17 protein-coding genes are annotated in these 18,176 nt (G+C 63.2%); 2 read left to right on the forward strand and 15 right to left on the reverse strand.

Translation table 11 applies throughout. From position 1 onward, the window contains the following. Positions 1-60 precede the first annotated feature (60 nt). Positions 61-993: a toll/interleukin-1 receptor domain-containing protein gene (locus tag IFU30_RS10915; RefSeq protein ID WP_192005174.1), complete on the forward strand. Its 933-nt coding sequence runs from the start codon at positions 61-63 to the stop codon at positions 991-993. Positions 994-1,420: 427 nt separating this feature from the next. On the opposite strand, the gene IFU30_RS10920 is transcribed toward IFU30_RS10915, so the two are convergent. The 5 genes from IFU30_RS10920 to IFU30_RS10940 all read right to left on the reverse strand — a co-directional run bounded on the left by IFU30_RS10920 (position 1,421) and on the right by IFU30_RS10940 (position 9,066). After that, a complete protein-coding gene (locus tag IFU30_RS10920; protein ID WP_192005175.1) occupies positions 1,421-5,083 on the reverse strand; it encodes a YobI family P-loop NTPase in 3,663 nt (1,220 codons plus the stop codon). 638 nt (positions 5,084-5,721) lie between these two features. Continuing rightward, the gene (locus tag IFU30_RS20680) at positions 5,722-6,660 is read right to left on the reverse strand and encodes a type II secretion system F family protein (protein WP_192005176.1); all 939 of its coding nucleotides are present in this window, start codon (positions 6,658-6,660) and stop codon (positions 5,722-5,724) included. After that, positions 6,657-7,526, reverse strand: a complete 870-nt coding sequence (locus IFU30_RS10930; protein ID WP_192005177.1) for a type II secretion system F family protein — start codon at positions 7,524-7,526, stop codon at positions 6,657-6,659. The genes IFU30_RS20680 and IFU30_RS10930 overlap by 4 nt, the downstream gene beginning before the upstream one ends. Further along, positions 7,523-8,497: a CpaF family protein gene (locus tag IFU30_RS10935; protein ID WP_342450850.1), complete on the reverse strand. Its 975-nt coding sequence runs from the start codon at positions 8,495-8,497 to the stop codon at positions 7,523-7,525. Before IFU30_RS10935 ends, IFU30_RS10930 begins: the two co-directional genes overlap by 4 nt. A gap of 80 nt (positions 8,498-8,577) precedes the next feature. After that, entirely contained in the window at positions 8,578-9,066 is a 489-nt protein-coding gene (locus IFU30_RS10940; protein WP_192005178.1) for a hypothetical protein, read from the reverse strand. Positions 9,067-9,163: 97 nt separating this feature from the next. On the opposite strand from IFU30_RS10940, the gene IFU30_RS10945 reads away from it, so the two are divergent. Further along, positions 9,164-9,946 (forward strand): hypothetical protein, encoded by a 783-nt coding sequence (locus tag IFU30_RS10945; RefSeq protein WP_192005179.1) that lies wholly within the window; start codon positions 9,164-9,166, stop codon positions 9,944-9,946. Here the strand turns inward: IFU30_RS10945 and IFU30_RS10950 are convergent. The 10 genes from IFU30_RS10950 to IFU30_RS10995 form a co-directional block, all read right to left on the reverse strand. After that, positions 9,943-10,278 carry a hypothetical protein gene (locus IFU30_RS10950; protein ID WP_192005180.1) on the reverse strand — a complete coding sequence of 112 codons (336 nt, stop codon included), beginning with the start codon at positions 10,276-10,278 and terminating at the stop codon, positions 9,943-9,945. The genes IFU30_RS10945 and IFU30_RS10950 overlap by 4 nt on opposite strands. Next, positions 10,275-12,470: a hypothetical protein gene (locus tag IFU30_RS10955; RefSeq protein ID WP_192005181.1), complete on the reverse strand. Its 2,196-nt coding sequence runs from the start codon at positions 12,468-12,470 to the stop codon at positions 10,275-10,277. Before IFU30_RS10955 ends, IFU30_RS10950 begins: the two co-directional genes overlap by 4 nt. Before the next feature lie 89 nt (positions 12,471-12,559). Further along, complete coding sequence (locus tag IFU30_RS10960) at positions 12,560-12,727, reverse strand: hypothetical protein (RefSeq protein WP_192005182.1); 168 nt, start codon at positions 12,725-12,727, stop codon at positions 12,560-12,562. A gap of 8 nt (positions 12,728-12,735) precedes the next feature. Then, on the reverse strand, positions 12,736-14,145 hold the full coding sequence (locus IFU30_RS10965) for a pyocin knob domain-containing protein (RefSeq protein WP_192005183.1): 1,410 nt from the start codon (positions 14,143-14,145) through the stop codon (positions 12,736-12,738). Continuing rightward, complete coding sequence (locus IFU30_RS10970; protein WP_192005184.1) at positions 14,145-16,154, reverse strand: phage tail protein; 2,010 nt, start codon at positions 16,152-16,154, stop codon at positions 14,145-14,147. Before IFU30_RS10970 ends, IFU30_RS10965 begins: the two co-directional genes overlap by 1 nt. Before the next feature lie 188 nt (positions 16,155-16,342). Further along, complete coding sequence (locus tag IFU30_RS10975; protein ID WP_192005185.1) at positions 16,343-16,639, reverse strand: hypothetical protein; 297 nt, start codon at positions 16,637-16,639, stop codon at positions 16,343-16,345. A 25-nt stretch (positions 16,640-16,664) separates the two neighbouring features. Beyond that, positions 16,665-16,958 carry a hypothetical protein gene (locus IFU30_RS10980; RefSeq protein ID WP_192005186.1) on the reverse strand — a complete coding sequence of 98 codons (294 nt, stop codon included), beginning with the start codon at positions 16,956-16,958 and terminating at the stop codon, positions 16,665-16,667. Between the two features lie 104 nt (positions 16,959-17,062). Continuing rightward, positions 17,063-17,482: a hypothetical protein gene (locus IFU30_RS10985; RefSeq protein WP_192005187.1), complete on the reverse strand. Its 420-nt coding sequence runs from the start codon at positions 17,480-17,482 to the stop codon at positions 17,063-17,065. A gap of 13 nt (positions 17,483-17,495) precedes the next feature. Beyond that, positions 17,496-17,873, reverse strand: a complete 378-nt coding sequence (locus IFU30_RS10990) for a hypothetical protein (RefSeq protein ID WP_192005188.1) — start codon at positions 17,871-17,873, stop codon at positions 17,496-17,498. After that, positions 17,870-18,175, reverse strand: a complete 306-nt coding sequence (locus IFU30_RS10995; protein ID WP_192005189.1) for a hypothetical protein — start codon at positions 18,173-18,175, stop codon at positions 17,870-17,872. The genes IFU30_RS10990 and IFU30_RS10995 overlap by 4 nt, the downstream gene beginning before the upstream one ends. Between the last annotated feature and the right edge of the window lies 1 nt (position 18,176).

Genomic DNA, 18,176 nt, shown 5'->3' on the forward strand with positions numbered 1-18,176 from the left:
ACGATGTCGCGGCGGAAGCGCTTCAAGCGCTACCTTAAGAACGTAAGTGAGAGAACCAACATGAACCATTTGATCGCTGCCTCTGCCGAACCACGCGTATTCATGTCGTACGCATCGGAGCCAGAGCACGATGAGTGGGTATTGCGGCTAGCCACCCGCCTCGAGAGCAACGGAGTCAACGTCGTTCTGGACCAATGGGACGTCGGACTCGGGGCAAACCTTGCGAACTTCATGGAGCAGGGCCTGTCGGGCTCTGATCGGGTGATTTGCGTCTGCTCGGATGCCTATTTGACAAAGGCGAACAGCGGTACCCGCGGAGTCGGATACGAAAAGAAAATTATGTCCGCTCCTCTACTCGCCAGTGCAAATTCTGACCATGTGATCCCGGTGCTGCGCAACGTGGCTGCTGAGCCCCCGGTTCCCACGTTCCTTGCAGGCGTGAGGTACGTCGATTTTCGAGACGATGCCAACTTCGAGACGAGCTACCGCGAACTGGTCTACGACCTGTACGGCGTCAGAGTCAAGTCACGGCCTGCGCGAGGCACGAGCCCATTCGCCGCAAAGGGCGAAGTGCTGGCCGAACTCGCTTTGCGCTTCGACGGGACGGCCTTCGAGACTGCAGCACTTCGCGGGACGGCGGCCTTCCGGTACACCGACAACGACGGCATTTTCACGTTCGGCAGTGACGCAGATCGCTTCCAGCTCCATGTTTCCTCTGCAGGTGTCGGATCCGTCCACGTATATAAGGACTCATCAAACATTGCGGCCATCGGCTTGGCCGCGAAGACTCCGATCGACAAGATCGCAGCTCCAGAAACATACGACGGTTCTTCGAGGGTGCGTACCGCACGAGTCGGTGACACCGTGATTCTCACCAACAGCGATGGGCGTGTGGCCGCAGTTGAAGTGCTCAGCGTTTCGACGAGAGACAGTGCGCCGGATGGGATCCCGGTCATGGCGATGCAGTTCGCGGTTCTCAGCCCCACGCTTTGACGACCAAGCCGGTCACTGCGCTGAGCGGGGGTGAGGAGCAGCTCTCGAGCGATGTGCGCACCTGAGGCGAGGCCAGACTGCGGCTACCGGTGACTTGCTTCGGGCGGGTCCTCGTCGGTCACCTCGCCGTTCGCAGTGAGCAATGACTGAAGATCCCCCATGCTCTGGAGCCATCCCTCGCCCCTTGAATCCACCTCGCCATCGCGAGAGATGCTCAGTGGGATGACACATTGCATCGTTAATACGAAGAGGCCCGAGCCTAAGGCGGATACGTAGTCGAGTCCTCCGGCGGTGTCATCGTCCGCCGAGATGAAGGCGTACCAGCCCTCCGAGCTCGCATGCACGTGGCTGCTGGCGATGCTGTCTAGCGCAGCCAACTCGACATCGATGAGCGATGCCGACTTTCACGATCGCTTCATATTTGCCCTCAGCATCGACCCAGAAGCGCTGTAAGTGTTGACTGTGCCGAGTCGCTGGAGGCGCTGAAGCAGCGCCACATTCTCAGGAGTGTTGGGCACCTTCGGGCGGAGGCCATTGGCCTCCAGAAGCAACGGGTAATCCCCCCCCCCAGCTCGGTGAGGATGGGACGAAGGTGGCCTATCGTCACCGAGTCCCCCCAGCGACGAAGCAGTCGAAGGACGATTGCGCTGCCCGGACGGGATCGAGCGATGCGCTCCACATCATCCCAGGCGACTGCCACGGAGTGATCAACCGCATGTGTTGCCATCCGAACAACGACGGATCGTTGAGCGCTCTCCGAAAACTCTGCAAATCGGCCGACAACAGCATCCTTCAGCGTCGATGGAACGTCGGCACTATCGAGGAAGCGCACCATGAACGTAGGCGGCAGGATGCCGGCATCGATGAACAAGGGCAAACTGCGAGAAACACTGATCGCGAACTCGAGACCAGCCCAGTCTTCTTCACCGAGACGCTTGAAGCTCTCGCCGGAGTCAGTGATGACGCCGCGTTGGATGAGACGTCCAACTAGTTCGCCGTCCTCGACGGGGATCGTCTCAGCAGCCATCGGCTCCGACATCTCGAGGCTCTCGACGAGCGATGCGCGCAAGTCCGCTGAAAGGATCGCACGACCGGACTGCACTAAGTTGAGCGCCAAATCGAGCTTCTCCTCGTTGGCAGTTCCAGAAGGGACGTCGATCACTCCGGAGGCGAGCACCGCCGCAAGATTCGCATCGACGTCCCATTGGTCGATGTAGCTTGTGACGTTCGCGAACGATGCCGGGAAGCGAGTGTGGATTGCGAGCGCGGGCCAAGTTCCAGCCGTGACATCCGCGAGCGACTCCACGCGACATGCGTCCACTGACCGGGCAACAACGGCCGGAAGGGCCCGGCGGTCTACCCTGTCAATCTCCGAGATCACCGCCACGAAGTCGCCAGGATCCGTGACGCTGGGCTCGCCTTCGACGAGCGACTCAAGGTAGGCGTCGAGTGCCCGAAGAACCCGCTTGAACACCACAGGCTTGGTCCGCTTGAGCGCGTCGAGTGACAGGTCAGTCGTCGGAGCAATGGCCGCGAGAAGGTTGCGACGCGTTACGGTAAAACGTCCCACATCCACTACAGCAGAGCGAGTCTGGGCATCCAGCGCGGGCAGTTCTGGAACATCGAAGTCGCACGCTTTGAGCAGCGCGGCGATGGCGGGTGCCCTCGCCGTCGCGCCTGTGAAGGCCGTCAGATTGAGGTAGTTTCTGGCTATATATTCAGACACAACCTCGTCGACGACATACTCGAGGTCCACCATGAGCCCGGACAATGCTGCGTCGATAAGACTCAAGAGCAACTGGTCGTCGAACTCGAACTCTTCGAGTAGCGAGACCAGAATGTTAGGCCAGACTTGAGCCAATTCATGGACCAACGTGGCGGCTTCTTGCGCACTCGCGAGAAAGGCCTGGAGGAACTGCTGCTCGTCGTCGCCGTTGCGTTGCAGATTTGATAGCAGCGTCGACCTCGCTCCTTGCGCATCTACATCGCTCAGGAGGTAGCTAACGAAGTCGAGATTGTAGGCGCACCTTCCGCTGACAGCAAGTCGCGGCCGTTCCCGAAGGACCGTTTCCGCTTCACTCTGCGTCAGGTTGGCATAAATATCCATCGCGCCGGCATCGACGCTCTTCAGAATGAAGTTCATTGCATTTGCGTTGATACGATCGCCTGGGAAAGTCGATGTGTAAAGCGTAAAGTAGCGATCGATGTACCCTTGCGCCACCAGATCAACTGCAAGCCGAGATCCAAGAAGGTCCTCGACGCGCTGGGAGAACGGAATCTCGTCGCCATCGACTGCTACGGTCACGTCGCTGCGCGTCATCAAGTCGCGCATGTCGGCATTGGAGAGGAAGGTCAGCTTGCTCTGCGTGTTGGCGATCCTGCGTTCGAGATCTACTCGGCTGTTCGCCTCCCAGTCGGCTGGGTCGAGCGAGAAGCCTGTCGCTCGCTCCATCTCGTCCCGAGTGAGTTCCGAGAGCCGATGGTTTCGATTCGCGTTGTAGAACGTGAAGGCAAGCGAAGCACTGCCATCCGAATATTTCTGCCAGAAGTCAGCGGTGTGCAAGTCTGTTGCAGGAATAGGTGTGCCGTCGTAGCGGATGTCAGACATGCTGTGGCCCGCATGCCCTAGGACCAAGGCGATGTAGCCCTCAATAGCGGCACCTACTTCGTCCGCACGCTCAGACTGGTCTCCTAACGAGCGAACTCGACGTTGCAGCTCTACGAGTTCGTTGTTCAGACGAGAACTATGTTCCTGAATCAGAGTTCGGCTTTCCCGATAGAGAGTGTCCAGATTACTCGTGCCCAGTCTGACGCGTTCGAAGTCCGATAGATGAGTACTCTTGTACAACACCATGGCGAACAGGTGGTCGTTGCTCAAGTCAAGGGAGGACCTACCGATGACCTGCTCTCGGAACACGACGAACTCGTTGCGGATATTCTTGATTAACCGCATGTCCGGAACGTGTTGAGCCACGAGATCCACGAGACCATCGGACACCTTGTGCGTCAGGTCCTTCAGCTCTCCTGACATCAGTTCACGCGCGCTCTGGTGCGTGACGAATGGCACGACCGGGATGACGAGGTCGAAGAACTTGGTGCGATTGGCCCTGGCAATTTCCAGGATGGCCCTGTCCTGCCCTGCTTTCTTACCCTCGTTCGACCCAGCTGCCGCCTCACGCGCTGCGCGTACTCCGAGTTCTTCGAAGATGCTGTCCTTGATTGCGTAGACAAAGCGGATCACACGACCGTTCAACTGCTTGGCAGCGTTGAGGATTGTATTGAGCTCGCGGAGAGTCTCGAAAATATGCGGATCTTCGAAACGGTCGATGTCTTCAAAGATAATGATGTCAGTCTTGACTACTTGGAAGAAGTAGACGAGTTCGTCGAGGTACTCATCGAAGTATGTGTCCGACTTCGCGGACAACGTTATAGTGGCGGCGCCAGCAGAAACGCTGTCGATACGAATCTTATTATGAGTGCCGTAGCGGATCCCGAGGATCAGTCCGGCCGCAAGGACCACCATGCCTGCATTGGCCGCGATCGCCCAGTCGGTCGTGATCATGAATAGTGACGCGATCTTCGCCGTCCATCCCAAGAGAAAGAATACCGCTGCGAGAGGAACGCCAGATGCGAGCGCGACGGCAAGTTCGCGTCGCCACCTAAACGCGGCCGTCCGGCGGTAGCGAGAACCGGGCATCCTTTCGGGCATCTGCGTGTACAACAGCTGCTTGACAATTTCTTTTTGGATCTGATTCGTCGTCGACTCTCGGCGAGGATTCGGAGAATCGCCTTCCGCGACATCGGGGTTGGCCTCGACGGAAGGTCTCGTTGGTTGCTCGAATCCGAGAGTCGAAAGGGAAACTTGAATCGCATCCATGCTTGCATCGTCTGCCACCTGGCGAAGAATGCTGCTCTTTCCCACGCCGTAGCTCCCGGTCAGCGCAATGTTACGGACTGTACTCTCCCCGGTCCATGCGAGTGCACTCTTGATGGCGTTAAAGTACACCGCGTGATGGGTCGGAAGGTACTTCGGAGTCAGCGGGTGAAGCGCGGCAACTTCACGCTCCGCGGCAGGGGGACTATTTTCCACGTTTCGTAAGCTCCGTCATATAGCTGTCTGGACCGCTCCAGGCTTGGGCAAGCGCCGTTCCTCTGCGTGAGGTCATCTGTAAGTGAAATCTATTACAGAAAGTGGCGGCACGCTGTTCGCCGCGATAGGTCAGGCGGTGACTGTTGCTGCGAACAAGAGGCTGGCTTCGATCGCCACCGTGGGGCACTACGCGGCCTGGGCATGTGTTCGTCCTGCTCAACAAATTGGATCCGTTAGCCAACCTCGCACGCCTCCCTCGCTCCGGACGTCGTCAGATTGGATCCAGCGCCGCATTCCACATCCGCGAGCTTGACCCGACATGGCTCACACGGCGACGCCGGAAGTTGTCGCGATCAGGCTGATCCATGCTTAGCGGAGATGCGTCCCAGGAGTGAAGAACTACAAGCAGGATGGCGGGGACAGATCCGGTGCGGATTGGCCGGCCTCAAGCCGTCCCGAACGATTGAGGGCCGTGAGTAGGTGCGCCTAGGGTCGGTCGCTGCGGAGGAGGTGTGTCTCATAAGACACGCGCTTGACACATAGCCTGCGAGACGTTGCCGCGTTCCTCGGCGAGGAGGGAACGACTCCGGTGAAACGCGCGGTCGAGGAAGGAGGGGGAGGACATGTGGAACCTTTCGTCAGAAGCCGGTCCGGAGCACGAACACCCCGGGGAAGACGGCGATGATGATGGACAGGGGCAGGATCAGGAAGACGAGGGGCACGAGCATCGCGACCTCCTTCTTCCCGGCGGATTCGAGGAGACGGCGTTTGGCGGTGTCGCGTCCGTCGTGTGCGTGGTCGAGGAGCACGGCTGCGACCGGTGTGCCGCGTTCGAGCGCACCGAGGATCTGGTCGATGCATCGCGACAGCATCGGCATCGCGAGTCGGGCCTCGAACTGCCGGAGTGCGGTGGCGAACGGGATACCGGTGGAGACGTCGGCCATCACCCGGCGGAACTCCCTGCCGAGCTCCCCGCTGGACCCGATGCGCGCCACGCGGTCCATCGCGTCCGTGATCGCTTCGCCGGCCGCGAGACTCAGACTGAGGAACTCGAGCACCGTCGGCAGCTCCTCCTCGATCCGCGCGAGGCGCCGACTGGCGGCGAGCGCTAGCAGCTGGTCGCGGAGGACGATTCCGGCCACCGCCCCGACCGCGGGAAGCGGTGCTGCGAACGGGAGCGGCAGCCGTCCGTTGCTGAAGGAGAACACGGCGAGCGCCGCGGCGACCGCGAAGCCGCCGAGCCCCCACAGGAGTTGCAGCAGTCGGTACCGCTCGAGCGTCGGTCCCCCGGCTTGACCCAATCGACGGATGACGAGTTCCTGATCGGCGCCGACCAGGCCGAGCGACCATCGAACGGCGCGGAGGACCGGGACCAGCAGGGTGCCGAGGACCGGTAGCGGGTCGGTCGAACGGCGCGCGGCTTGTGAGCGGGCGTCGCTGGAGAGGTCGGCGACATAGGGGGCGATGCGGTCCGCGAGCCGCGGTCGTCCAAGTGCCGGCAGGAGCATCGCGAGCGCCCAGAGGCCGACCCCGAGGATCACTCCGAGACTGACGGCCCACGCTCCGTCGGCACTCACCGGAACCACCGTCGTTCGGGCTGGAGCCGTCCGACGCGGAGCATCGCTTGGTACGCGAGGGCGGAGACCACGACGCCGGCGATGATCAGGACCGCTCCCTCACGGGAGTTGTAGGCGGCGGACGCCTCAGGTCGGGACGACAGGAGCAGGAGAATCGCCCACGGTGCTGCGACGCCCAGCCTGGCAGCGTTCACCACCCAGGACTGCCGGGCCTCAGCCTCGGCTCGGATGGCCGACTCCTCACGCAGCCCCGCGGACAGCGCTCGGAGCACCGCCGGCAGTTCCGTGCCTCCCACGTCGCGGGCCATGCGCACCGTCTCGAGGATGCGGTCGGCGACCGGGTCGGCGAGCGCGGTCTTCAGGTCGTCGATGCCGTCGGCGAAGCGGCCGGCAGCACGGTAGTCGGCGCTGAACGCGGCGAACGCCGGGCGGAGCGGTGCGGGTCCGACGGTGTCGAGCGCGGCCACCGCATCCGGGAGCGAGAGCCCTGATCGGATCGCGGACAACAGGTGGTCCACGACATCCGGCCACAGTCCCCGCTGCAGGCGACGTCGAGAGGTGGCGCGGGCTCGGAGCACGATCACCGGGGCGACGAGTCCGGTGACGGTGACGACGGCGCTCAGCGGCAGGACACGGCAGAGCGCCTGGACCACCGCGCCGGAGACGAGCCCGGCGAGGACGGAGACCACGATGGCGGCCGCCCAGTACCGACCGGGCAGACCGGCCAGGATCAGGAGTTCGCGGAGCGCAGCGACCGGCCTCCACCGCTCCAGGGTGTCGCGCAGTGGCTCAGGGTCCGGCCACCACCAGGGTGCGACGGTGAGGAGGAGGCCTGCGGCGAGGACCGCTCCGACGACGAGACTCATCGCTCGCCGACGGCGAGGATCGAGGCGAGCGAGATCCCGGCCGCCCGGTACTTCGCGTCGTTCAGCGGGAAGCGACCGGTCGCGCGGAGCTCGCCGTCGCGCTGCTCGAAGAGGGTGGAGGCCTCGATCGTGTGGGACTCCCCGCTCCCGCCGACCGCGATGATCTCCGCCACCCGTCGGCGTCCGGATCGGTCGAGCTCGCAGTGCACGACGAGGTCGACACATGATGCGACGGCCGGGCGCACGAACCCCGAGTCGATGTTCCGGCCAGCCAGCAGTGGCAGCGTGCAGAGCTTGCCGATCGCGTCGCGCGCGGAGTTCGCGTGGATACTGCAGAGCCCGGGCAATCCGCTGTTGAGGGCGATCAGGAGGTCGAGGCTCTCCGCCTCCCGGACCTCGCCGACGACGATACGGTCCGGCCGCATGCGGAGCGCCTCCTTGATGAGCCGGCGCAGCGTGATCTCTCCCGTGCCCTCGAGACTGGCCTGTCGGCATTGCATCGCGACGACGTCGCGGTTGCCCGGCGCGAGCTCGAAGGTCTCCTCGACGGTGACGATGCGGAGGGCCGGGTCCAATGAGGCGATGAGGGCGCCGAGCATCGTGGTCTTGCCGGCCTGCGTCGCGCCCGACACGAGCAGGTTCGCCCCCGCGGTCATGCTCGCGCGCAGGAACTCGGCGGCCTGATAGCTGATCGACCCTGCGGCCACCAGCTGACCGAGATCACGGATCCGTGCGGAGAACTTGCGGATGTTGATGGACATGTGCCGACGCGTGACGTCGGGGATGACGACGTGCAAGCGCGAGCCGTCCGGAAGGGACGCGTCGACGAACGGGTTCGCGAGATCGACCCGTCGACCGGTGGCACGCAGCATCCGCTCCACGAGGTCGCGGACATCACCCTCGCCGAGGACCACGTCCGTCAGCTCCGACACCCCACCACGGGCGACGAACACCTTCGTCGAACACTTCACATCTGACAATCCGACACGCCGTCGCGAGCAACACGAAGCCCCACCCAGTTCGGAGCTGGATGGGGCTTCGTGTTGCTCTGCTAGCGCGGAACCGCGCTGAACATTCCGAGGTTCCAGCCGGTGACGTGCTCCACGTTGACTCTCCACAGGTCGGGCTGGAGGGTTTCGCCCGGGGTGAAGATCGTGACGTCCTTCAGGTGCAAGAACTTGTTGTACGGGGTAGGGAGGTTGGCTTCGGTTCGGCGCTTGAAGCGTTTGCTTACCGCCTCGGTCATCGAGTCGGTGATCATGGTGAATGCTTCAGCCATGACTTCCGAGTTGGGCTTGACCTTCTCCAGCGTCAGCCGAGTCCATCTCCCCAGGGGAATAGCGTTTCCCGAGATGACCAGCCCGCTCACGTTCAAAGTGATCCCGAAACTCGCGTCGGTGTCCTCCTGCTCCAGGCCGAACGCGCCAGCGACAAACGACTGGAGCATGAAGTCCACAGCCTGAATGTCCTTTCGCGTGTAGCCGTCGGGATCGTTGGTGTAGTCATGCAGGACAGGAGCTTCTTCTGTTGCGTCAGTCACTGGGGACGACCTTTCCGTCTAGGGGACCCCCTCAGTATGACGATCGCCTCCGACAGGGTTACGCGAACGCAACCGAGGCGTGTGCCATATTTAGTTCATGATCGACCCGACGTGGATTGCCACGCTTGCTGCTGACCCCACGTTCGTGTTGTCGTCTGAACCGAACTGGCTGGATTATGCCGCCCCATTGATCGCCATGGGATCGGCCGGGGTTATCGCTTGGCAAGCCTGGCTCACCCGCAAGTCGGTAGAGGAATCGAAGAACGCCGTTGACGTTGCGCAACGCGCGCTTACCGAGAACCAGCTCGCGCGGCTTGAAGGTGGTGTGCCGAGAATTTGGGTCACGTCCGAGGGCAGCTTTGGCTTGGAGGCGCAAAAGCTCGTCAACTTCAGGATGGAGGAGGTCGCGGCCACGGAAGTCTTCCGGATGCCTAGCCACGCAGACCTCATTCTGCGGACGAACGTTCCTGTAAGCATCTACAACGACGGGCCTGGAAGTGTCCAGTTGCACGCATCTAAGCCCTTGGTTAGGAAAGATGGACGGCGGGTCGGTAAGCAGATCTTCATCCAGGCTGGGGACTCTTTCATCGGCAGATTCAGCGTATCCAAGACGGTTTCCAACTGGGTTGACTTGAGCAAGCAGACCGACGATCGGCGGGCGGACGACCTACAGATTGCGTACCACGGCCCGAAGGACGCGGACGTCGACGAGCTACATGAAGTCGTGGTCTTCAACTCCTTACTGAGCGAGGACCAGACAAAGGTAGGCGATTGGCTCGTAAACGGCCCCTTCGACACGAACATGTCGGCTGCCGTCAGTCCGGCGATCCGCACCTACTGGCGATCCCGCAAGCGAAGCGAAGAGTTCGATCTGACCTAGGCCAAGTGCTTGGGACCACCCTCATTGGGGTCGATGCCCTTCTCGATGAGGACGTTCGTGAGCCGCTGAATCTCCGCGTCCCGTGAGTGGAGCCGACCGTTAGTGTTCCGCTCGATGACCTCAAGCTTGGAGTTCTGAGCTTCGGTCTTCTCGTTGGCCTTGCCGAACCCGTAGAAGGTCGCCGCTGCGAGCGACACCAGTCCCAGGATTTGGATGATGAAGCTCGTGAACGTCGCCGTCGCGTCCGGACGGTGAATCTGAAGGATGAGCGTCCCCGCGATTCCGAGCGCGGCGAGGCAGGCGAAGGTGATGAAGATCGCGGTCTTGTTCATGAGGTGAGTCCGTTCAATGGATCGGCGTTGAGTTCGGCCCAGGTGCGGTTACCGAGGAGGGTGTTGAGCTGTGCGTAGGTGCGGGTGCCGATCGCGGCATTCAGCTCGTCGTAGGTGACCCCGGCGCGGACATCCGTCAGAGCGACGTCGATCATCCAGCGGGTGGGCGTGATCGAGTGCTTGAGTCCGATGATGCGGCCAGTGACGGGGAGCTCTCCTCGCTCGACTCGAACTGCGTCGTAGATGTCGAGCGCGAGAGCCTGCCGGATGTCCTCTTGCGCGTTCCACCTGAAGCCCGTGATGGTGCGCTGAGAGTTGGAGTAGTCCGTGAAGACCCCCTGCGCCCGCCTGAGCGGCGACTGCTCGAACCCCTGGCCCGAGTACAGGGAGGTCGTCAGTGTGTCGGAGCGGACACCCCAGCGCTTCACCGCAGGCTCGTCGAGGAAGACCGTGGAGACGTCGTCGGCGGAGTCCTTGCCCTCTTCGTCGACCTTGCGGCCCTTCTGCGCCAGTTCGAGCGCGGTGACGAGAGATCGGGTGTCGTAGGCGGTCTGGACATCCACATACTCGAAGGTCCCGGGGGTGAGCGCGGGGCGGTCGATCCAGGTGCCCTTGAGTGGTTCCGGCTCAGTCCCCTGTCGGAACTGGGTAACGCCCTGCTGATCAACCCACCAGCGACCGCCAACGGAGTTGGACGCGAGGTCGAAGTGTGAGGCGAGGTCCGATTCGAAAACGATGTCCTGGAGGCGGTAGGGCGACGGGACGCCTGTCTGCGTGATCTTGACGCCGATCACCGCCATGTCGGCGTACCCGGTGGTTCCAGGAGCGAGCGTGACTGCCGTGGAGTTGGTCACCTGGACGGTGTGGCTCGTCCCGGTTGCGGTGAACTGGTACGCGGTCAGACGGGTAGATGCCGGATCAGCGGCGACCGGTGTGGATGCTGCTGCGCCGAGTCCGGCCACACCGATTCGCATGGCGGTGACTTGGGAGTAGCTTGCTCGGGACGCGTGCGCTTCGACGCGGTAAGTCGATCCCTTGGTGAGGCCGGTGAAAGTCCGCTGGATGCCGAGGGTGCCGATCGGGTACGTCGCGGAGGACCCCGTCTTGGAGTACTCGACGTACCAGCACTGCTTCTCCGGCCACGTTTCGCGAGAAGGGAGGAGCGTGGTCCACGCTGCGGGGTTGTTGGGCGCGAGGCTCGCTGACAACGCCGTCCATGCCTGGTAGCCGTTGGCGGTGTAGATGCCTCGCTCCGCCTGTTCCTTCGGCACGTAGACGGGTGCCTGAGCGCTGGCAGCGAGACGGTTGATCCGGTTCTCCCACACCTCGAAGCCGCTGCCGTTCTCGGTGACAGCGCCGTAGCGAGGGGTATTCGCGTGGATCGAGACGGCATCAGTCACGAGGACCGTTGTGAAGGTGCGGACGTCCCCGGTGTCCTTGTCGAGTTCGTTCCGCTGCGTGAGGTCGGCAAGCCTGCCGGTGAAGACGGCTGAGGGCTCCTGAGGCAGCATCTCGATCTTGAACTCAGCCAGGCTGATCCCCATGAAGGTACCGGATGAGCCGCCCTGCCAGGGAAGAGACTCCACCATTCCGAACCCGATGTTCAGGTAGGAGCCGGTCAGTTCGGCGGGCATGACGAACTCGATCGCCGGGACCGGAGTGTAGGCGTTGGAGTTCTTCAGTCGACCCCGACCCAAGACTTCGAGGTTGTGCCCTGAGACTGCGTAGTTCGTCGCGACGAGTCGGATCGCAGCGTTGTTGCCTGCGACATGGTCGATCGCTCGGGCGGTCACCCGGTAGCGGCGTCCCGGCTGGAAGTTGCCTCCCCACACCATGCGGTACATGAGGGTCTGCTGGAACAGGTTGTTGCCTGATGACCCAACGGTGAAGCCGTAGGTCTGTCGGTTCCCAGCGGGGACGTCCCCGACGGCAGGACGGGATTGGAGCGCAGCAACGGGCGTCACACCACTCGTGAACGATCGAACCCATCCCGAGTCCGAGATCGCCGGGGAAGGCAGCGTGTAGATCGACAGTCCGGGGAGGCCGTCCCGGGCTGCGATACGGACGGGAGTGTTCGGCCGGAGCGCTGCTGACGCGTCCACGTCGAGGTCTCCGACGAGACTCACAGATGCCGTGCCGACCTCGATCTTGTTCGAGACGCCCTGTCGCTTCCCGCCGCGCGTGACGTCCACGCGGGTCGCCTTTGCATTGAGATCGACCCACCGGCCCGACCGCTCCTGGTACGCGACGTCTAGCGTGTCGATGACGGGATACTCGCGGATCATTCGAGGCTCAGATCGTCAGGGTTGCCGCCCCCGGCCACGTACTGGGCGGCGAGCGCACTGATGGTCGTCGGGATCGTAGCGAGGCGCTGACGGCGCTCCTGCTCAGCGAGGACGGCGTTGAGATGGTCGGAGAGTTCATCGTCAGTGAGGGTGTGCAGGTCCATGACAGCTCCTAGAGGTTGGGGATCGATCCAGCGGCGGAGCCGGGGAGGGTCGTTGGCCAGGCATCGTTGGTGCGGAATGAGATGGTTACGCCTCCGTTGTTGACCGGGGTCGAGCTGCGGACGATGAGAGCCCCAGCGTTGGTGACCGTGACGGACGGGAGGTTGCCGCCCGAGTCGTGTCCGACTGCTGACGCGTTGGCCGTGGAGGGACGGAAGCCAGCCGGGATGACTCCTGTGAAGGTCGTCGAGCCTGCCGTCTTGTTGAGGCCGGAGAGCTGTAGCTCGACGTAGGCACCCTGACGAGACAGATAAGCGATCCCCAGCGTCGTAAGCACGGCGTCGAGCGTGATCGAGTCCTTGATGTTCCGGTAGCCGGTGTCTCCGTAGATGAGCTGTTCGCGCCCGTTGAGGTCGTCCCAGGTGTAAATGGCTCGACCTGCGGTGTTGTCCACCCGCTGGGTCGCGATGAAGCGCCACGCCTCCCACGTTGCGGAGTTCCGGCGTCGCTGATGGAAGCCGCGCATGATCCCGGTCGCGCCGCCCTGAGAAGTGAAGCGCTGGACGACGCCCGAGACGCTGCTCACTTCGAACACCTCAAGAACTCCCTGGTTTCCGGCGACGGGGTAGTTCCGGGCGAGAGTGGCCGAGGCTGCGGTTGGCTGACGGTAGACGCCTGGCGTAGTGACGGTGTCGAGGTCGGACGTGCTGAGGTTGGTACCCCATGGCACCCCGGCCCCGTTGAGCCCTGGAAGTCCTTCTTTGCCTCGCAGGTCCCCGAGGTCGATGTCCGGGCCGTTCTTCCGGTTCAGCTTGACGAGGTACTGATCGCCGGAGACTGTCTTCGTGGCGTTGATGACCGAGGAGTCAGCAACTCCGATCGCCTCATCCCGGTAGGTCTTTGCGGCTGCCTCAGCGTCGAGAGCTTCGTTGGCATGACCGAGGGCCGAGGTGGCGGAGCTTCCAGCGTTGAACGCTGAGGTCCCAGCGCGGTCGGCGGACTCCTCAGCAGCCTCAGCGTCCTGAGCCGCCCGGAGAGCACGAGCAAGGATCTGAGCTACGGAGGCCTGAGGAGCCTGGAGCGGTTCCAGGGTGGACGGATCGACGAGGTAGCGAGCGGTCCCGTCCGAGTTCCGATCGGTGAGGAGCTGGGTCAGGGTGACGTTGCCCTCCCCCGCGTAGTTGGCGAAGTGGATTCCCTTGGGGAAGCCGGTGACGCCGTCGGCGCGGAGGTAGATCGAACCGTCGTGGAGCGTCGGGAGGATCGTCGTGAATGCCCCGCCGATCAAGGGCACGCGCCATTCCTTCGTGCTGACGCCGTAAGGGTCGAACTGGTCGAGCCGGAGGATGAGGACAGCCCCGGTCTTCGACTCCAGGCCCTGGGGACCGAAGTCGTCGATGGTACCGATGAGATTGGTCATCAGGCTGCCCTTCCGTTGAGGCGTTCGAACTCTTCGATGGACTCCACGACTGCGCGGCCCACCTCTGCGTTGGGAGCAACCGCCTGCACGGTCACGTTGTAGGTGTTGCCTCCGCCGTAGCCCGCTCCGGAGCCGCTGAGCGACGATGCGGGGCTCATGGAGAAGCTGGGGTCGAAACCGTTGGTCACTGCGTCGCTCAGGTAGGACATGGCCGAGTTGATCGGCGCGATCTGGCGGAGGCCCTTCGCGAGACCCTTGACCGTCCAATCACCGATCTTCCGGAAGACCTTCGACGGCGAGGCGATCCCGAGGAGCTTCTTCGCGAAGGAGATCGCGTCACCGATCACGCGCTTGACGGCGTTGATGACGGAGTTCGCCATGCCGGAGATGCCGCCGACGAGACCGGAGATGATCTGCTTACCGAAGTCGGCCAGCGAACCGAGCAGTCCACCGATCGCGCCCATCACCTGGCCGGGCAGAGCGACGAAGAAGCCGACCACGTTCGACACGGCCTCAGCCACACCGGTCTTGAACCGGACCATTGTCATCACGATGTTCGAGGCCATTTCGGTGAAGAAGCTCACCATGCCAGCGGCCTTTGTCTTGATGGTGTTGACGACGCCGTCGAAGAAGCCCTTCACGAGGTCCCAGGTCTTCGTCCAGCCCTCAGAGACGGTCTGAAGGGCGCCCTGGAAGTCACCCTGGAGCAGCTGACCGAAGGCCTTCACAGCGCCGGTCAGAGCCACCCCGAGCAGGTCAGCGACGAGCTTGATCAGGTCGATGAAGATGATGAACACGGGCATCATGAGGCCGAGCCCGTTGGTGAGCAGGTCCGTGATCGGAGGGAGCAGCGCGGTCAGGAGTCCGATGAGCGGTTCGAGGATCGGGACCAGCAGCGAAATGAGCGCGGTAGCCAGCTCGACGATCGGAGGCAGCAGCGGGAGCAGCGCCACGAAGACCTGTGACAGAGACTCTGCCAGTAGGACGGCGAGCGGGATGAGCTGCGGCAGGATCGTCGCAAGGGTGTCGGAGAGAACCCCGCCCAGCTCCCCGAATGCCTCAGCGAGCTGCGGCAGGATCGGCTGGAGCGCTTCGAAGATGATCGCGAGCGGGGAGACGGTCGTGACGAGATCGATCGCCTTCGAGATGAAGTCTGCGATTGGCGACGAGCCGGAGGTCAGTCCGGTCACGAAGCCGTTGATCCCGTCGATCATCTTCTGAAAAGCGGGGCTGTCTCCGATGACGGTCAGGAGCGTGTTGACGGAGCCGAGCACTCCGGTAGCAGCAGGCAGCAGGCCGGTGACCAGCCGCTCCCCCAGGTCTCCGAAGCTGTTCTTGACCTTCTCCCACTGTCCGAGGAAGGTGTTGCCGAAGGCCTCAGCGGAGCCGCCGAACTGAGTGTTCAGCTCGTTGAGGATGACGCCCTGAGCACCGGCGACGTCGCCCGTCTGGACGAGCTGAGCAATGAGGGCCTTCTGATCCTCGGTGAGCTGGACGCCGACCTTCGACAGAGCTCCGATGCCCTTGATCGGGTCGTTGAGGGCCTTACCGACGAGGGTGGCAGCGGAGGTCATGTCGGTGCCCATGGCGACGGACATGTCGAGGGCGCTCTTCGTCGCCGCGTCGAAGTTGGTGCCCTTGATGTTCGTGAACGTCAGCAGCAGGTTCTGCCCGGACTGGATGTTCTCAGCCTCGATGCCGGTGAGCTTTTCGAGGCTGTCAGCCATGCCGGTGATGTCACCGATCGATCGGCCGGCCGCTCCCGCTGTGGACTCGATTGCCGCTGTGGTCTGGGCACTGATGCGCTCGACTTCAGCGACGGCCTTGAAGCTGTCCCCGAGGAACTTGCCGACGGCGAGGCCTGCTCCGGCGAGCGCGACACCTGCTCCGATCGCGAGACCGGCGAGGCCCTTCTTCAGGCCTCCGGTGATGCCTTCGACGCCGTCGAGAGACTTCTTCAGGGGTGCGGTGTCGCCTAGGACGGATACGAGGATGGTCTGTCCGGCCATGGTGTCCGTCCTTTCTTGGGTGGGTCCCTGGCCCCGGAGCGAGGGACCGGGACCAGGGGTCTAGTGCTTGCGCTTGTTGGCGACCTGGATGATCGCTTCGCGCTGGAGGCCGGTGAGAGCCCAGTACTCGCTTGGGCTCATACCGAGGTGGACCACGAAGTAGGCGAGGTCTTCAGCGCGAGCGCGAGCTACTTCTTCGGCGGGGTCTTCTCGGAAGGGGTCGGCTGCTCGACCGTCTCTTTTGGGTCGGTCTCCTCGTCATCCCCGTTGAGACCGAGGATCGAGTTGGCCTCGTCGATGGACAGGCCGAGGGCGTCGTTCCACAGGTAGGTCGGGTCGTGACGCTTCTTCGCGACGAAGGCGAGAGCGGCGAGCTGGAGGCCCTTGGGAGCGGAGTCGTTGGAGATCGCGGAGATGCTGAGGCTGGACAGCTCCTCGACCTTGGCGATCTCTCCGAGGGTCAGGCGGTTGATGTCGAAGGACATGATGTGTTCTCGCTTTCGTTGGGTGTTACGTGAGGTCGTTGCGCCGGGTGATCTCTTCGATCCCCTGCTCCAGCGCCGCGAAGATGTCGGAGCGCTCGGATTGGAGGGCCTGGGAGAGGAAGGGCTGCGGGGAGATGTTCCGAGCGGGCCAGCCGTAGTGCACGACGCCCGCGTAGGGTGCTCGTGCGCCACCGGCTCGGACGACGGCTTTGGTCTTGCCGCGTCCAGCCCGGACAGTGCCTGCGAGGCGGTTGGTGAGGGACGGGACGTTCGCGGCCTGGACGACGATGTTGCCGATGCTGTGCATCAGGTCACGCATGTCCTGAGCGTCCGCCCCGGCCCGTTCGAGGGCACGAAGGGTCCGACGGAGCCCGGTGACCCGGATTCGCGAAAGACCGTTCGTGACCTCGAAGTCGGACATGGTTAGGCCGTCACCATGACCGGGACGCCGATGACCTTCCACGACGTCTCGAAGGTGAAGGAGCCGTTGCCCGCTTCGCCGCCGAGGTCCGGCTTCGGGCCGACGGTGGCGGTGCCGGTGAAGTGCGGCTGAGTCGCGGACGGCGAGGCGTTGCCGAAGGGAGCGATCGTGAACGGGACGTCAGTGCCCGACTTGTCCCAGACGAGACGCCAGAAGCCAGCGGCGTCGAGCGACTGGACGCCCGTGAGGTTGAGGAGGTACTGACGCGAGCCGCCAGCAGCAGCGTCCGCGAAGGTCGTGACGTCGCCGTCGGCCTCCTCGTTCGTGAGGAGGTACTGGCTGATGTCCTGCCAGTGATCGACGGCAGGGGTGCCGAGCTTCAGGGCGAGCTTGTTGCCCTTGATGCGAGTGGAGGCGGGCATGGTGAATCTCCTTCTATGAGAAGCGGATCGGGGTTGAGACGGTGACGGGGACGGCGAGGTACATCTCCCCCTCGCGGGGCTGGAGCATCGACGGCTTGGCGATATCGCCCAGGTCCCATCCCGCCTCCAGGAGTGCGACGACGGTGGTGTCGATGAGGTCGTCGAGCTGATCGGTCTGGACCTCGTTGTCGCCTCGTGCTGCGATCAGCTCGACGTCGAACGTGACGGTGTGCTCACCGAAGTTCGGACCGGCGACCAGGTAAGGCGACCCCGGGAGGACGACAGCTGCCGGAGGCGAGTAGCGGGCTGGGAGGTGGTCGAAGGCCTCAAGGCCTGCGGCTTCGAGGGTGGACTTGAGCGACTGACGCTCTGCCTTCAGCGGGCCGATCATGCGAACCCCAACCCGAGGAACGGAGCGAGGATCGGGTACGCACCGACCATGGGATCGCGAGCAACGCGGATAGCCTGACCACCGTCCATCCCACCGAAGGTGGCGATCCCGTTGGGGGCCTGCCGACGGTGGTACAGCTCGGAGCCCACCTCCAGGGTTGCTCGCTCGACGATCGAGTCGGGGACGACCGCGCTCCTCACGTGCTGAGACACGAGCGCGGACGCCTGGTCCCAACAGGTCTCCGCAAACGGCAGGTCCGAGGACGAGCCATTCACGTACTTGAGGAGCGCGGTCGCAGTCATG

The sequence above is a fragment of the Plantibacter sp. CFBP 8798 genome (assembly GCF_014841195.1).
Taxonomy (GTDB): Bacteria; Actinomycetota; Actinomycetes; order Actinomycetales; family Microbacteriaceae; genus Plantibacter; species Plantibacter auratus.

Bases quoted from the DNA above. Each gene is read 5' to 3' on its own strand.
- IFU30_RS10915 (WP_192005174.1), top strand. From the start codon at position 61: ATGAACCATTTGATCGCTGCCTCTGCCGAACCACGCGTATTCATGTCG.
- IFU30_RS10930 (WP_192005177.1), bottom strand. From the start codon at position 7,526: ATGAGTCTCGTCGTCGGAGCGGTCCTCGCCGCAGGCCTCCTCCTCACC.
- IFU30_RS10945 (WP_192005179.1), top strand. From the start codon at position 9,164: ATGATCGACCCGACGTGGATTGCCACGCTTGCTGCTGACCCCACGTTC.
- IFU30_RS10950 (WP_192005180.1), bottom strand. From the start codon at position 10,278: ATGAACAAGACCGCGATCTTCATCACCTTCGCCTGCCTCGCCGCGCTC.
- IFU30_RS10960 (WP_192005182.1), bottom strand. From the start codon at position 12,727: ATGGACCTGCACACCCTCACTGACGATGAACTCTCCGACCATCTCAAC.
- IFU30_RS10965 (WP_192005183.1), bottom strand. From the start codon at position 14,145: ATGACCAATCTCATCGGTACCATCGACGACTTCGGTCCCCAGGGCCTG.
- IFU30_RS10970 (WP_192005184.1), bottom strand. From the start codon at position 16,154: ATGGCCGGACAGACCATCCTCGTATCCGTCCTAGGCGACACCGCACCC.
- IFU30_RS10975 (WP_192005185.1), bottom strand. From the start codon at position 16,639: ATGTCCTTCGACATCAACCGCCTGACCCTCGGAGAGATCGCCAAGGTC.
- IFU30_RS10980 (WP_192005186.1), bottom strand. From the start codon at position 16,958: ATGCGTGACCTGATGCACAGCATCGGCAACATCGTCGTCCAGGCCGCG.
- IFU30_RS10985 (WP_192005187.1), bottom strand. From the start codon at position 17,482: ATGCCCGCCTCCACTCGCATCAAGGGCAACAAGCTCGCCCTGAAGCTC.
- IFU30_RS10990 (WP_192005188.1), bottom strand. From the start codon at position 17,873: ATGATCGGCCCGCTGAAGGCAGAGCGTCAGTCGCTCAAGTCCACCCTC.
- IFU30_RS10995 (WP_192005189.1), bottom strand. From the start codon at position 18,175: ATGACTGCGACCGCGCTCCTCAAGTACGTGAATGGCTCGTCCTCGGAC.